We start from the raw sequence: 13,836 nt of genomic DNA, 5'->3' as shown, positions 1-13,836 counted from the left end.
TTAATTTAAAGAAATTATAAGCCGTTTAATCTTTTTAGGTTAAGCGGCTTAACTATGAATTAACAAAAAGTCCTAGCATTTATTTTAGTAGTTAATTACAAACTAACCTTAAGGAGGTGGTAGTTAAGATGGAAGAAGAGGATGTTAGAAGTGAAGTTGATGAAGAAAACTATATTCCTGAACGGGATGAACTAGAGGAAGAAAGTGATAACTTAGTAAATGTTAAAGATGAAATAAATCGAGGAGCAAATAATGAAGGACTTATGAACGAAGTAACTCCTAAAGAAGAACATGAAGAAGATTTTATCAGCTTGCAAGAAAAAGGAGAAGGTTTTAACTTTCCTGAAACTGAAATAGAGACAGGCCACTGGACAAGTTTTAAGGCCGATGTTGCTGAGCAAGTAGGTAGATTTAGTGATCAAGTGGTGGTAGGATCGCCAGCTGCTGAAACTGAAGATCAAGCTATTGGTCGAAGTGGATTAAAAGATATAATTGAAGCTTCTGAGAAACAATTAACAGAAAAGATGCAAAACCAAACTGAAGAAGAATAATTTTTCACCTCGGAGCTATTTTAGCTGCGAGGTTTTATTTTATCATTTTTATATAATTAAAATTAAGTTATAAAATAGTAATTAGCCAATTAGTATAGAATAGAAGAAGACTAATATAAAGGAGAGATTTAATGGTTATTAAAGTATTTTTAATTTTATTTGCTGGTACAGTAGCAGGTTTTATTAATACTCTAGCCGGTGGAGGATCTCTAATTGCTGTCTCAACTTTAATTTTCTTAGGTTTGCCTTCGGCAGTAGCCAATGGGACTAATAGAATTGCAGTTTTAGTTCAGAATATTGTAGCAGTTACTAACTTTCGTCGACAAGGTTTTTTTGATCTAAAATTTAGTTTTAAATTAGGTATTCCAGCAGTAATAGGTTCAATTATAGGTTCTAATTTAGCTGTAAATCTATCTGAAGAAGTATTTAATAATATTTTAGCTGGGATAATGGTTGTAGTTTTAGGATTGATTATTTATGATCCAACTAAGGATATAGGAGAGAAGGTAGAAAAATTAAGTCTAAGTCGTCAATTAATGGCAATGATAGCTTCCTTTTTAGTTGGATTATATGGTGGTTTTATTCAAGCTGGAGTTGGATTTATATTTATTGTTACTTTATCTTTAATTACAGGTTTTTCTTTAGTTAAAATTAATAGTATCAAAGTATTTGTAATAGCCCTTTATACTATATCTTCTTTAGCTATATTTATAATTAATGGAAAGATAAATTGGCTATTAGGATTAATTTTAGCGGTTGGAAATAGCTTAGGAGCATATTTAGGAAGTAATTTTGCTATAGAAAAAGGAGATGAATGGATTCGTAGGATATTGGTAGTAGTATTGTTAATTATGGCTATAAAACTACTACTAGGACATTGAATATGATATTTAGTATAAATCTTACTTAATCACGTTATTAATTAAAAGAAAATTACATTTTTAAATAAACATGGTTGCCAAATAATCATGATTATGGTAATATAAATAGTGAAAGATATTACAAATAATTGAACTGGAGGTGCAACTATGTTAAAAGATAAGAAGGTAGTGATCATTGGTGATCGTGATGGCATTCCAGGTCCTGCTATTCAAGAGTGTGTTGAAACTACAGGCGCTGAAGTAGTCTTCAGTTCTACAGAATGTTTTGTGTGAACGGCTGCAGGCGCTATGGATCTGGAAAATCAAAAGAGAGTTAAAGAGATCGCTGAAGAATATGGTGAAGAAAATGTAGTAGTTGTTTTAGGTGGAGCAGAGGCAGAAGCTTCTGGCTTAGCTGCTGAAACAGTTACTAATGGCGATCCAACATTTGCAGGTCCATTAGCAGGAGTCCAGTTAGGACTCAGAGTTTATCACGTTTTAGAACCAGAAGTTAAGGATGAGATTGATGATGATGTATATGAAGAGCAAATAAGTATGATGGAAATGGTATTGGAAGTAGAAGATATTGTTGATGAAGTTGCCTTATATAGAGGTAAATATTGTAAGTTTAATTAATTAGTCCACTGCGGGTGGCTTATGTTTGCTACCCTAAGGACTAAAAATAAATTTATTTAATTTGTGCTAAATTTCACAATACTAGAGTCATACTAACCTGGCTCTAGTATTGAATCTAATCTGATTATATTAGTATAGATTATTTACATTATTACAAAAAATAAATAGTCAGAAGATTAAAAATAGTTGTAAGTGTTTAAAAAGATTATGAGTTAGAATAGAAAGGGGTGTAGTACTAGTGCGTTTAAAGATAGGTAATTTTAATGTTGAAGATGTTACTTTTGGAGATAAAACATCTTACCAAGATGGAATGTTAGTTATTAATAAAGATGAGGCTCTAGAAGTAGTTAAAGAAGATGATCATATTACTGAAGTAGATATAAAGATTGCTAGACCAGGTGAAGATAAACGGATTCTTCCTGTTAAAGAAGCAATTGAGCCACGATGTAAAGTCGATGGAGGAGCAGTCTTTCCTGGAGTAATAGATGATGTAGAAGCTGTTGGTGAAGGGGAAACTTTGGCTTTGAAAGGTTGTAGTGTATTAGCTGTAGGTAAACATTGGGGTAGTTTTGGTGATGGATTAATTGATATGAGTGGTGAAGGGGCCAACTACACTTATTTTTCCCAGTTAGTCAATATTTGTTTAGTAGCAGATACAGATGAAGAATTTGAACGTCATGAGCAACAGAAAAAGAATCATGCCTTAAGGTGGGCTGGACATAGATTGGCTAAATATTTAGCTACTAAAGCTTTAGTAGAACAAGAACCAGCTGAAGAAGAGATAGAAGAATTTGAATTAGAACCAATTACTAAACGTTCTGCTGAAGTGAATGATTTACCATCAGTTATTTATGTCATGCAGGCCCAATCCCAGATGGAAGAGATAGGCTATAATGATTTGGTCTATGGTTGGGATATGAATCATGTGGTACCAACTTTAATGCATCCTAATGAAATTCTAGATGGAGCTATGATTTCTGGTAGTTTTATGCCTTGCTCTTCTAAGTGGTCAACTTATGATTTTCAGAACTGTCCTACAATTAAGAATTTATATCAAGAACATGGTGAAACAATTAATTTTTTAGGAGTAGTGATGTCTAACTTAAATGTTAATTTAGAAGAGAAAGAGAGATCAGTATTATTTGTACAGCAAATAGCTAAATCTTTAGGTGCAGATGCAGCTATTTTAGCAGAAGAGGGTTATGGTAATCCAGATGCGGACTTTATTGCTTGCTTTAAGGCATTAGAAGATGCTGGAGTAAAGACGGTAGGAATGACTAATGAATGTACTGGTAGAGATGGAGAATCTCAACCACTTGTAACTTTAGATGAAGCTGCGGATGCTATTGTTTCTTGTGGAAATGTTTCTTCTTTAATTGAACTACCACCGATGGAGACAGTAATTGGAGAGTTAGAGGCTTTAGCTCGTGATGGATTATCAGGTGGTTGGGCTGATGATGATGAATTAGGATCATCAGTTAAAGAAGATGGTTCGATTATTATGGAGAATAACTCAATGTTCTGTGGCGACCAGGTGCTTGGCTGGTCACCTAAGACAATGAAAGAATTTTAATAAGGGGGTGCAAAAGATATGAAGAAGGCGATTTTATACTTGAATCAGTTTTTTGGGCAGATTGGTGGTGAAGATCAAGCCGATTATGAACCAACATTAGAAGAAGGTAAAGTTGGCCCGGCTATGTTATTAGATCAGTTACTTGATAATGCTGAAGTTACAAACACTATTGTTTGTGGCGATAATTATATGGGCTCTAATGAAGAAAAGGCTATTGAGAGAATTTTAAAGTTTTTAAAGGGTGAAGAATTTGATATCTTCTTTGCTGGGCCGGCTTTTCAGGCAGGTAGGTATGGTAATGCCTGTGGTGCTATTTGTAAAGCAGTTAAAGAAGAATTTGGAGTACCTGTGATTACATCTATGAATGATGAAAACCCTGGTGTTGATATGTATAAAAAAGATATGATTATTTTCCCAGGTGGACAAAGTGCAGCTAAAATGAGAGATGATATGAAAGATATGGCTGACTATGGTAATAAAATCTTAAATGATGAAGAGTTAGGTTCAGCTGAAGAGGAAGGATACTTTATTCGAGGAAAGAGACATCAAGTTTGGTTAGAAGATGAAAATCCAGCAGCTGATCGAGCAATTGATATGTTACTTAAGAAGATCAATGATAACGAGTTTAAGTCTGAGTTACCTATGCCTGATATGGATAGAGTAGAAATTGCTGATCCAATTGATTTAAGTGAATCAAAGGTGGCTCTTGTAACTTCTGGTGGTATTGTTCCTGTAGATAACCCTGATAATATTCAATCTGCTTCTGCTACTAGATGGGGTAGATATGATATCTCTGATTTAGATAAATTATATAATAGAGAAGAAGATGGGTTTAGAACTATTCATGCGGGATATGATCCAGCAGCAGCTGATGCTGACCCTGATAGAGTGGTCCCAGTTGATGCTATGCGTCAATATGAAAAAGAAGGTAGAATTAAGGAATTACATGATTATTTCTATGCTACTGTAGGAACTGGTACGACAGAAGCTGAAGCTGCTAGAATGGGCCAAGAAATAGCAAAAGACCTACAGGAGGATGGCGTTCAGGCAGTTGTATTAACATCTACATGAGGAACATGTACTCGTTGCGGTGCAACGATGACAAAAGAAATTGAAAGAACTGGTATTAATGTTGTTCAGATGGCTAATTTGATTCCTGTAGCTAGAACTGTAGGAGCAAATAGAATGGTGCCTACTGTATCCATTCCTTATCCATTAGGAAATCCTGCTGATTCTGAAGAAGAGCAGTGGAAGTTACGTTATTATAGGGTAGGAGTTGCCTTAGATGCTTTAGAAACAGATATTGAGGAACAGACAGTATTTAGTGTTTAACTCTTTTTAAACTTACCCCTCTATCAAAAAATGGTAGTGGGGTAGGAGTATTTCAATTTAAAAGAGGACCAGGAGGTATAAGATGGAAACTAAAGAAACTACTTCAGATATGAGAGAAAGTAATACTGAGAAGTTACAGCATAAATCAAATAAAGTATTTTATATTTCTTTAATGATTACTTTTGTTGTAGTTGCCTGGGGGCTTTTCCTACCAGAACAATTTGAAAGTGTTGGAAATGGTATATTCAACTTTTTAGTTAGTAATTTTGGTTGGTTCTATCTAATAACAATGTCCACTTTTGTAGTCTTTTCAATTTGGCTTGCTTTTAGTAAGTATGGAAAAATTAAACTTGGTAAGCCTGATGAAGAAGCAGAATATAGTACTATATCTTGGTTTGCAATGTTATTTAGTGCTGGTATGGGAGTTGGATTAGTATTTTGGGGAGTAGCTGAACCATTAAATCACTTTGTAAATCCTTTAGGTGCTGAAGGTGGTTCAACTGCTGCAGTTGATTTTGCACTTAAAAAGTCTTTTTTTCACTGGGGACTACACCCTTGGGCCAACTATTCTGTACTGGCTTTAGCTTTAGCTTATATGCAGTTTAGAAGAGATAAGCCAGGTTTAATAAGTAGTATCTTTATTCCTCTAATTGGGGAAGAGAAAGCTAGAGGATCTATAGGTAAATTTATTGATATTCTAGCTATCTTTGCTACAGTAGGTGGAGTTGCAACTTCTTTAGGCTTAGCAACTTTACAGATGACAAGTGGCTTTAACTTTTTATTTGGAATTCCCCAGACTGATTTAGTCAGAATCATTGTGATTACTGTTGTAACTTGTTTATTTATGATCTCTGCAATCTCTGGTCTAGATAAAGGAATTAAGATCTTATCAAATGTTAATGTGACTTTATGTGGAGTCCTAATGATATTAGGGTTGATTTTAGGGCCAACAGTAGTAATTATGAATAATTTAACTAATGGCTTAGGAATGTATTTTAGCTCTTTAGTAAGAGATAGTTTAAGGATTACAAAAAATTCTTGGTATGGTGCTTGGACTATCTTTTATTGGGCTTGGTGGATTGCTTGGGCTCCATTTGTTTCCACTTTTATTGCTCGAATCTCTAGAGGGAGAACGATTAGAGAATTTATAGGTGGAGTTTTATTTGCACCTACTCTAGCTTCCTTTGTCTGGTTTACTATCTTTGGTACTTTGGGCATGGAGACTGGTTTAGGAGTAGCCCAAGAAGCAATTAAGACTACTTCTACTGCCTTCTTTGCAGTAATGCAGAATTATCCACTGGGAGGTCTTGTCTCCTTTATTGCTGTAGTATTATTATCAACATTCTTTGTTACATCAGCAGATTCAGCTACTTTTGTACTAGGAACAATGTCTTCTAATGGTGATTTAAATCCAACAGTTAAACGAAGAGTAACTTGGGGCTTTGTTCAGTCTGGTCTAGCATTAGCCTTAATGTTAGCTGGTGGACTGAAGATGTTACAGACCATTTCCATTGCTACGGCATTTCCATTTGCCTTTGTAATGTTATTTGGTATGGTTTCTATGCTCAAAGCATTTAAACATGATCGTGCTATTATAGACGGAGAGCTAGAAGATTTAGATAAGAAAGAACAGGCGGAAGCTGAAGCTAGAGCAGAAGTTCAAATGGGTTAGATTAATAATTAGTCCTCCCACTTTCTATAGTGGGGGGATAAAATAAAATTCTTTTTTAGTTTTATAATAATCATGATTATATTTTTATCGTGATTATAAAATGATATGAGGGGGTTGTCCAATGAGTAAGCAGTATGACGTGGCAATAATTGGTGGGGGCCCATCTGGATTAGCAGCTGGATTATATGCTTCTCGATCTAAACTAGATACTTTATTATTAGAAGCAAATAGCAAAGTAGGTGGCCAAGTTTCTACTTATGAAGAGATGGAGAATTATCCAGGTGTACCTGAAACTAATGCTCCAGGACTAATGGATAACTTTAGAGTACATGCTGAGAAATTTGGTACTAAAATTGAACAAGAGGAAGTTAAAGAGGTTGAAGTAGATGGCTTTATCAAGACTATAAAGACTAAAGATGGTGCCGAGTATAAGGCTAAAAGTGTGATAGTCTCTACTGGAGCTGAACCAAGAAGATTAGGAGTTGCAGGTGAAGATGAATTTAAAGGCAAAGGTGTCTCTTACTGTGCAACCTGTGATGCTGACTTCTTTGTTGACTTAGAAGTTGTAGTAGTTGGAAATGGTAACTCAGCTATAGAAGAAGCACTTTACTTGACTAAGTTTGCTAGTAAAGTAAATGTTGTTGTTATCCATGAAGAGGGAACTATGGATGCTGATAAGATCTACCAAGAACGAGCTTATGCCAATGATAAAATTGAATTCATCTGGAATTCTACTTTAGAAGAAGTTAAGGGGGATGGCCTAGTTGATACAGCTGTACTAAAGAATATCAAGACAGGAGATACGACTGATTTCTCTTGTGATGGTATCTTTATCTTTATTGGTCGAGTACCTCGAACTGATTTTTTAGAGGGTATAGTAGATATGACAGATAATGGCTACATTAAGACTGATGATAAATTAGAAACAAGTCAGCCAGGAGTTTATGCTGCTGGTGATGTAAGAGAGAAATATTTACGCCAGGTTATAACTGCTGCTGCTGATGGTGCCACAACTGCTGCTGCTGCAGGGTCATATATTGAAGAAGAAGAATATTGGCAAGAAAATGTAATTGAAACTGATAAAGATGTCTTGGTTGCCTTTTGGAGTCCAACAAATGAACTCAGTATGGAAATGACTAATAAGTTAGAGAATCTCGATCTAGAGGATAAAGGAATTAAGTTGGTTAAGATAGATACCTATAAGAATAGACGAATCTCTAATCGCTATGATGTAACTGAGATTCCAACTTTAATTAAGTTAAGAGATGGTGAAGTTCTAGAGAAACTTATCCAACCTACAGAGAGTGAAGTAGAGCAACTTGTGGAGCCTGAGATTGAAGAAGCTATATAGATTATAGTCTTAATAAGTATGACTAATGGAAGTTGGTATTTAATACTCATACTAAAACTTATAAATAATTGAAAGGAGTTGAAAGTGATGATTGAAGTTGATAAGAAGAATTATGAAGAGGAAGTATTAGAAGTAGAAGGGTCAGTTATGGTTGATTATTGGGGTGAAGGTTGTGACCGGTGTATGGAGTTAATGCCTAAAGTTGAGGAGTTAGCTGCAGAGTATGGAGATGACATGAAGTTCTGTAAATTAAATATTAAAGGGAATCGACGTTTAGCCATGGGCCAACAGGTTATGGGACTACCATCTATGGTCTTTTATGTTGATGGAGAAAAGATAGAACACTTAAGTGGCGATGATTTAACAGCTGAAGAGATTGAAGAAGAGATTAAGAATCATATTTAGTGGCTAACAAGATAAAGAGCAACTTCACTCATAGAATAGGGTGGGGTTGCTTACTTAGTTTACAGTGTACGGTTTACAATTAAATTCAAAACTAAAGTCAAAATCTCTATAATGCCTTATATACTATTGGGTTAAAAAGGTTTTATTTTATGATTTTAACTGTAAATTGTACATTGTTAATTGTCAATTAATAAAATAGCGGAGGTGTCAAATATGAATGAAGCAGTTCTGAAGGGGAGTAGTTATGTACTAGCGCATGCTACTAATACTTTATTAAAACATGGATCTACACAAACATCAGAGAGGGCTCAGAATCCTAATAGTGAATACTTAAAGCAATTACCTGAATTTTTAAGAAGTTATGAAGAGGTAGTAAGTTATGGCCCAAATCAATCTTATATTGGAAATATGTCAGTAAAAGATTTAGACGATATAGAGAGACCTTGGTATGATAATCAAGTTACAGAGGCTAATCGTTTCAGTGATTGGGGCGAAATTATGCCTGAAGATGAGTTTTATGGTTTAATGAAGATAGCAGATAGTTTCGATTTAGTTAAATTAGCTACTGATTTTGCAGGACGAATAAAGGATAAGTTGGCTGACCATAATTTAATTACTAAAGATTATTTGGCCCAGATTGATGGTACTGATAAGGAAGAGATAGCAGATTTAGTAGCTGAAGATACTGCTGAAGGACTTTATTTAGATGACCAATTAGTAGGTTGTGTTAAGCAAGCTCATGATACAGATGTAAACCTGTCTGCTCATACTATGTTAGAAAATACAGTAGTTAAGGCCTCTGGGATATTATCTATGCTGCATTTAGGCAAGCAGGAAGGAATTGATTTAGAAGAAGTTGACTATGTAATTGAAGTATCAGAAGAAGCATGTGGTGACGTAAATCAACGTGGTGGAGGTAACTTTGCTAAGTCAATTGCTGAGCTAGTTGGTTGTAGTCAGGCAACAGGTTCAGATACTCGAAGTTTCTGTGCTGGCCCGGCACATGGATTAGTTCATGCTGCTGGATTAGTTAAATCAGGTGTTTTTGATAATGTAGTAGTAGTAGCAGGTGGTTCTACTGCCAAATTAGGAATGAATGGGAAAGATCATGTAGGTAAAGATATGCCAGTTTTAGAGGACTGCTTAGGTGGCTTTGCTGTTTTAGTCAGCCAAGATGATGGAGAAAGTCCTATCTTAAGAACTGATGCTGTAGGACGCCATAAAGTAGATACTGGTTCTTCACCTCAGGCAGTAATCTCCTCTTTAGTTACTGATCCATTAGATGAGATAGGTTTAAGTATTACTGATGTGGATAAGTACTCTGTAGAGATGCAGAATCCAGAGATTACTGAACCTGCAGGGGCTGGAGATGTACCTACATCTAACTATAAGATGATAGCTGCATTAGGAGTTAAGCGTGGAGACTTAGAGAGAAAAGATTTAATGAACTTTGTAGAGCAGCATGGTATGCCAGGTTTTGCTCCTACTCAGGGACATATTCCATCTGGAGTTCCCTTTATTGGGCATGCGCAAGAATTGATGGAAAAGGATAAGATTAAACGAGCTATGATTATTGGTAAAGGTAGTCTATTCTTAGGTAGAATGACCAATCTATTTGATGGGATATCTTTTATTATAGAAGAGAATACAGGTCAAAAAGTTAATGAAACAGGAGTTAGTAAAGATGAAATTAAAGGTATTGTAGCTGAAGCAATGCGTAACTTAGCAGATAACTTATTAGATGAGTAAATGATTATAGGAGGTGAAATGATGTCTTCTAAACAGAAGGTTGCACAAATATTTAGTCAAGTAGCTGATGCTCTTGAAACAGGTGAGTATGGGGCTAAGACTAAAGTAGGAATTACTACTTTAGGTAGTGAGCATGGTATAAAGGAAGTTATTAAAGGGGCTGAATTAGCAGCTAAAGAGTCTTCAGATATTGAAGTTCAGTTAGTTGGCCCTAAAGCTGAGACTGAACTACCTCTAATCTATGAAACAACTTGTGAAGAGGAAGCACATAATAAAATGGAAGAATTTTTACAAGCAGGAGAGTTAGATGCTTGTGTAACTAACCACTTTAATTTTCCAATTGGTGTCTCTACAGTAGGTCGAGTAGTAACTCCAGGGCAAGGAAGAGAGATGTTGTTGGCCACTTCTACTGGTACTTCAGCTACTAATCGCATTACTGCTATGATTCGGAATGCTATTCATGGTATTATTGCTGCTAAGTCTTTAGGTATTAAAGAACCAGCAGTAGGAATCTTAAATGTTGATGGTGCACGGCAAGTAGAACAAGCACTCAAGGAGTTACAGGAAAATAGTTATGATATTAGTTTTGCTAAAACAGTTCGGTCTGATGGTGGCTGTGTCATGCGAGGTAATGACTTATTGCAGGCTTCAGCCGATGTAATGGTAACTGATACTTTGACTGGTAACTTGCTTATGAAAGTATTTTCTGCTTTTACTACTGGAGGTAGCTATGAAGCTTTAGGTTATGGCTATGGTCCAGGAATAGGTGAAGGCTATGATCAAGTTATTAATATTGTATCTCGAGCTTCAGGTGCGCCAGTAATTGCAGGAGCAATTAGATATGCTGCTGATGTAGCTCAAGGAGAAATAACTAAGCTTGCTAAAGACGAGTTTACTGCTGTAAATAAGGCAGGCTTAGAAGGAATCATTGATGATTTAGAAAGCAATAATACTGTTTCTAACCAGGAGTTTTCTGCTCCGCCATCTAAAACAGTAGATGAAGAAATCTCTGGTATTGATATCTTAACTTTAGATGATGCTGTCCAGACTCTATGGGAAAAAGATATTTATGCTGAAAGTGGAATGGGCTGTACAGGGCCTGTAATAATGGTAGCTAGTGAAGATAAAGAAGAAGCTATGGATCTTCTTAAGGAAAATGGATTTGTAGCATAATTTAATAATTAAAAAGGCCGCTTCTAAATCTATATCTAGTGGAGAGGCGGCTATATCAAAGCCTCAATAAAGCAATAAACTGAAACTTAAATAGACGAGCTCAACTAGCAGACTACAACACTTTACAAATAATTATGATTGTGTTAAATTCTAGTTAGCATTAATAGTTTTGTAACTAATATAAGTTAAATTCTTTTTTTTAGTAATGTTACAAGTAAATTTAAAACTATTAAGGAGGATCTAATGTTGTGGAAAAAGTAAAAGAAAATTTGATTCAACAAGCAAGAGAAAGAGCAGAAGATTATTTTAGAAGAGGAGACTTTTATTGTTCTGAATCTGTCTTAACTACAATTAATGAGCTGTTAGATGAAGAGTTACCAGCAAAAATTGTTAAGTTAGCTTCTGGATTCCCAGTGGGGATTGGTAAGTCTAAATGTTTATGTGGAGCAGTTAGTGGTGGAGTTATGGCTTTAGGACTTAAATATGGTCGGACAGAACCAGGAGCTGATATGCCAGCAGAATGTTTTCCAGCCAATGCTGACTTACATGATTATATTAAAGAAGAGTATGGTTCTACATGTTGTCGAGTGCTTACTAAAGATTTTGCTGACTTTAAAAGCCAAGAGCGAGCTAATCATTGTATCCAAATAACAGGAGAAGTAGCTGCTTGGGTAATGGAAAGATTTATTGAGGATGGACAACTAAAGTAGACCAAAAGGAGGTTAATATGACTAAGATCTTTGAAGAAACTCCGATTCCGATAGCAGGCTTGATGCTTGGACTGGCTGGGTTAGGTAATCTGATTGGTTCTTATGGTAGTCAGTATCGTTACATAGCTGGAATATTAGCTACATTAATAGTTTTGCTTTTAGTTGGACGATTTATTATTGATCGTAAAAGTTTTTTTAAGGAATTAGAAAATCCTATAGTAGCAAGTGTAGCTCTTACTTTTTCTATGGGAATTATGATTTTAGCTAGTTATATTGTTGAGTTCTCTTATCTATTAGCTCTATATAGCTGGTATGGTGGAATTATTCTTCATGGTTTGCTAATTATTTTATTTTCCAGGTATTTTATTTTAAACTTTGATATTAAGAAAGTATTTCCTAGTTATTTTATAGTCTATGTGGGGATAGTAGTTGCTAGTGTAACAGCTCCTGTATTTAATCATCTCCATCTTGGGCAATCAATTTTCTGGTTTGGATTTATTACTTATATGATTTTACTACCAGTAGTTATTTACCGGGTTTTCTGGATTAGAGAGATTAAAGACCCAGCATTACCTACTATTTCTATCTTTATAGCTCCAGCAGGACTTTGTCTGGCTGGATATATAAGTTCATTTCCAGAAAAAAGTTTACTGTTAGTGGGCTGGTTAACATTATTGACTTTAATAATGGCAACAGGAGTTGTAATTTATCTGCCTAAAATGATTAGAGTTGGATTTTACCCTAGTTTTTCTGGTTTTACTTTTCCTTTTGTTATAACGGCTATAGGATTAAAGTTAACTACAAAATTTTTAGAAGAGCAGTTTGGTAATTCTTTACTCAGTTATCCTGCTCATATAATGGAACTCTTATCAGTTATTTTAGTTTTATTTGTTTTAATTAAATATTTAGGTTATTTTCAACCAATTTGGAGTAGACAACAAAGTCAGACAAGTAAAGTGGCTCAATAAGGTTATTAGCACTATACAGTAATTTGATTTTAGAATGAAAGTTAATTGATATAAAGCCTAAGTTTGAGTTTAAGTAGATCTATCACGAAGCGGTCTAGTTTTTAGACCCGAAGGTGAGCAAACCATAAAGCCAGTGATTTTAGTGGTTGACTTAATCTCAACCTCAAACTCAATAGTATCAATATTGTTCCACTTTAGAGTTGTTTATAATTGATTAAGAGAAAAAATTAATTGAAACTATTTTATAAAGGAGTGGTAGTGATGAAAGAATTAGATGCTAGAGGACTTGATTGTCCAAAACCGGTGATTAAGACGAAACAAGCTTTACAGGAGGAGAATAAGGTAGTTGTAACTGTTGATGACGAAGTTCAAGCAGAGAATGTAACTAAGTTAGCTAAGAATATGAATTGTAGTGTTAGTACTTTAGAGGAAGATAAATATTATAAGTTAACAATTGATAAGCAAGATGATAGAACAGTAGAATCTAACAAAGATAATCGAGGAAAGGTTTATTTTTTTACAAGTGATACTTTAGGAGAAGGAGAAGAAGAATTAGGTAATATATTAATGAAAGGATTTATTAGTACTCTATTAAATGTGACTCCACTACCAGAAAAGATTATTTTCATAAATAGTGGAGTTAAAGTTCCAACTTTAAATCAAGAAGCTAAAGAGCATTTAAAAGAATTAGAGGATAAAGGAGTCACTATCTTATCTTGTGGTACTTGCTTAGAGTATTATGGAGTAGAATCTGATTTAGAAGTTGGTAGTGTTAGCAATATGTATGAAATACTCGATTCTCTTAATTCAGGTAGAGTAGTTGAAATATAGTTATATGATTTTAGGATGTAGTAAT

13 protein-coding genes are annotated in these 13,836 nt (G+C 34.8%); all 13 read left to right on the top strand.

From position 1 onward, the window contains the following. Positions 1 to 128 precede the first annotated feature (128 nt). The 13 genes from ACYQ39_RS05810 to yedF all read left to right on the top strand — a co-directional run bounded on the left by ACYQ39_RS05810 (position 129) and on the right by yedF (position 13,811). A complete protein-coding gene (locus ACYQ39_RS05810; protein WP_459841093.1) occupies positions 129 to 551 on the top strand; it encodes a hypothetical protein in 423 nt (140 codons plus the stop codon). A 131-nt stretch (positions 552 to 682) separates the two neighbouring features. After that, positions 683 to 1,432 carry a sulfite exporter TauE/SafE family protein gene (locus ACYQ39_RS05805; protein ID WP_459841091.1) on the top strand — a complete coding sequence of 250 codons (750 nt, stop codon included), beginning with the start codon at positions 683 to 685 and terminating at the stop codon, positions 1,430 to 1,432. A gap of 147 nt (positions 1,433 to 1,579) precedes the next feature. Further along, complete coding sequence (gene grdA, locus ACYQ39_RS05800; RefSeq protein WP_459841089.1) at positions 1,580 to 2,047, top strand: glycine/sarcosine/betaine reductase complex selenoprotein A; 468 nt, start codon at positions 1,580 to 1,582, stop codon at positions 2,045 to 2,047. Between the two features lie 238 nt (positions 2,048 to 2,285). Beyond that, positions 2,286 to 3,620, top strand: a complete 1,335-nt coding sequence (locus tag ACYQ39_RS05795; protein ID WP_459841087.1) for a glycine/sarcosine/betaine reductase component B subunit — start codon at positions 2,286 to 2,288, stop codon at positions 3,618 to 3,620. Between the two features lie 18 nt (positions 3,621 to 3,638). Beyond that, positions 3,639 to 4,952 carry a betaine reductase selenoprotein B gene (gene grdH / locus ACYQ39_RS05790; protein WP_459841085.1) on the top strand — a complete coding sequence of 438 codons (1,314 nt, stop codon included), beginning with the start codon at positions 3,639 to 3,641 and terminating at the stop codon, positions 4,950 to 4,952. An 82-nt stretch (positions 4,953 to 5,034) separates the two neighbouring features. Next, complete coding sequence (locus tag ACYQ39_RS05785) at positions 5,035 to 6,624, top strand: glycine betaine uptake BCCT transporter (RefSeq protein ID WP_459841083.1); 1,590 nt, start codon at positions 5,035 to 5,037, stop codon at positions 6,622 to 6,624. A gap of 121 nt (positions 6,625 to 6,745) precedes the next feature. Further along, a complete protein-coding gene (trxB, locus tag ACYQ39_RS05780; RefSeq protein WP_459841081.1) occupies positions 6,746 to 7,975 on the top strand; it encodes a thioredoxin-disulfide reductase in 1,230 nt (409 codons plus the stop codon). Positions 7,976 to 8,062: 87 nt separating this feature from the next. Continuing rightward, the gene (gene trxA, locus ACYQ39_RS05775; protein WP_459841079.1) at positions 8,063 to 8,380 is read left to right on the top strand and encodes a thioredoxin TrxA; all 318 of its coding nucleotides are present in this window, start codon (positions 8,063 to 8,065) and stop codon (positions 8,378 to 8,380) included. 213 nt (positions 8,381 to 8,593) lie between these two features. Then, positions 8,594 to 10,129, top strand: a complete 1,536-nt coding sequence (gene grdC, locus ACYQ39_RS05770) for a glycine/sarcosine/betaine reductase complex component C subunit beta (protein ID WP_459841077.1) — start codon at positions 8,594 to 8,596, stop codon at positions 10,127 to 10,129. A 21-nt stretch (positions 10,130 to 10,150) separates the two neighbouring features. Next, positions 10,151 to 11,302, top strand: coding sequence for a glycine/sarcosine/betaine reductase complex component C subunit alpha (gene grdD, locus ACYQ39_RS05765; RefSeq protein ID WP_459841075.1), 1,152 nt, complete (start codon positions 10,151 to 10,153; stop codon positions 11,300 to 11,302). Between the two features lie 248 nt (positions 11,303 to 11,550). After that, complete coding sequence (locus ACYQ39_RS05760; protein WP_459841073.1) at positions 11,551 to 12,012, top strand: C-GCAxxG-C-C family protein; 462 nt, start codon at positions 11,551 to 11,553, stop codon at positions 12,010 to 12,012. 17 nt (positions 12,013 to 12,029) lie between these two features. Continuing rightward, positions 12,030 to 12,980 carry a TDT family transporter gene (locus ACYQ39_RS05755; RefSeq protein WP_459841072.1) on the top strand — a complete coding sequence of 317 codons (951 nt, stop codon included), beginning with the start codon at positions 12,030 to 12,032 and terminating at the stop codon, positions 12,978 to 12,980. Positions 12,981 to 13,241: 261 nt separating this feature from the next. Beyond that, on the top strand, positions 13,242 to 13,811 hold the full coding sequence (gene yedF / locus ACYQ39_RS05750; protein ID WP_459841070.1) for a sulfurtransferase-like selenium metabolism protein YedF: 570 nt from the start codon (positions 13,242 to 13,244) through the stop codon (positions 13,809 to 13,811). Positions 13,812 to 13,836: the final 25 nt, after the last annotated feature.

The organism is Halanaerocella petrolearia, assembly GCF_054657875.1.
This window is presented reverse-complemented; position numbering and strand designations above follow the sequence as displayed.

What these genes read in the sequence shown, in the direction of transcription:
- ACYQ39_RS05810 (WP_459841093.1), top strand. Translation starts at nt 129, where the DNA reads ATGGAAGAAGAGGATGTTAGAAGTGAAGTTGATGAAGAAAACTATATT.
- trxB (WP_459841081.1), top strand. Translation starts at nt 6,746, where the DNA reads ATGAGTAAGCAGTATGACGTGGCAATAATTGGTGGGGGCCCATCTGGA.
- grdD (WP_459841075.1), top strand. Translation starts at nt 10,151, where the DNA reads ATGTCTTCTAAACAGAAGGTTGCACAAATATTTAGTCAAGTAGCTGAT.
- yedF (WP_459841070.1), top strand. Translation starts at nt 13,242, where the DNA reads ATGAAAGAATTAGATGCTAGAGGACTTGATTGTCCAAAACCGGTGATT.
- grdC (WP_459841077.1), top strand. Translation starts at nt 8,594, where the DNA reads ATGAATGAAGCAGTTCTGAAGGGGAGTAGTTATGTACTAGCGCATGCT.
- ACYQ39_RS05805 (WP_459841091.1), top strand. Translation starts at nt 683, where the DNA reads ATGGTTATTAAAGTATTTTTAATTTTATTTGCTGGTACAGTAGCAGGT.
- ACYQ39_RS05755 (WP_459841072.1), top strand. Translation starts at nt 12,030, where the DNA reads ATGACTAAGATCTTTGAAGAAACTCCGATTCCGATAGCAGGCTTGATG.
- trxA (WP_459841079.1), top strand. Translation starts at nt 8,063, where the DNA reads ATGATTGAAGTTGATAAGAAGAATTATGAAGAGGAAGTATTAGAAGTA.
- ACYQ39_RS05785 (WP_459841083.1), top strand. Translation starts at nt 5,035, where the DNA reads ATGGAAACTAAAGAAACTACTTCAGATATGAGAGAAAGTAATACTGAG.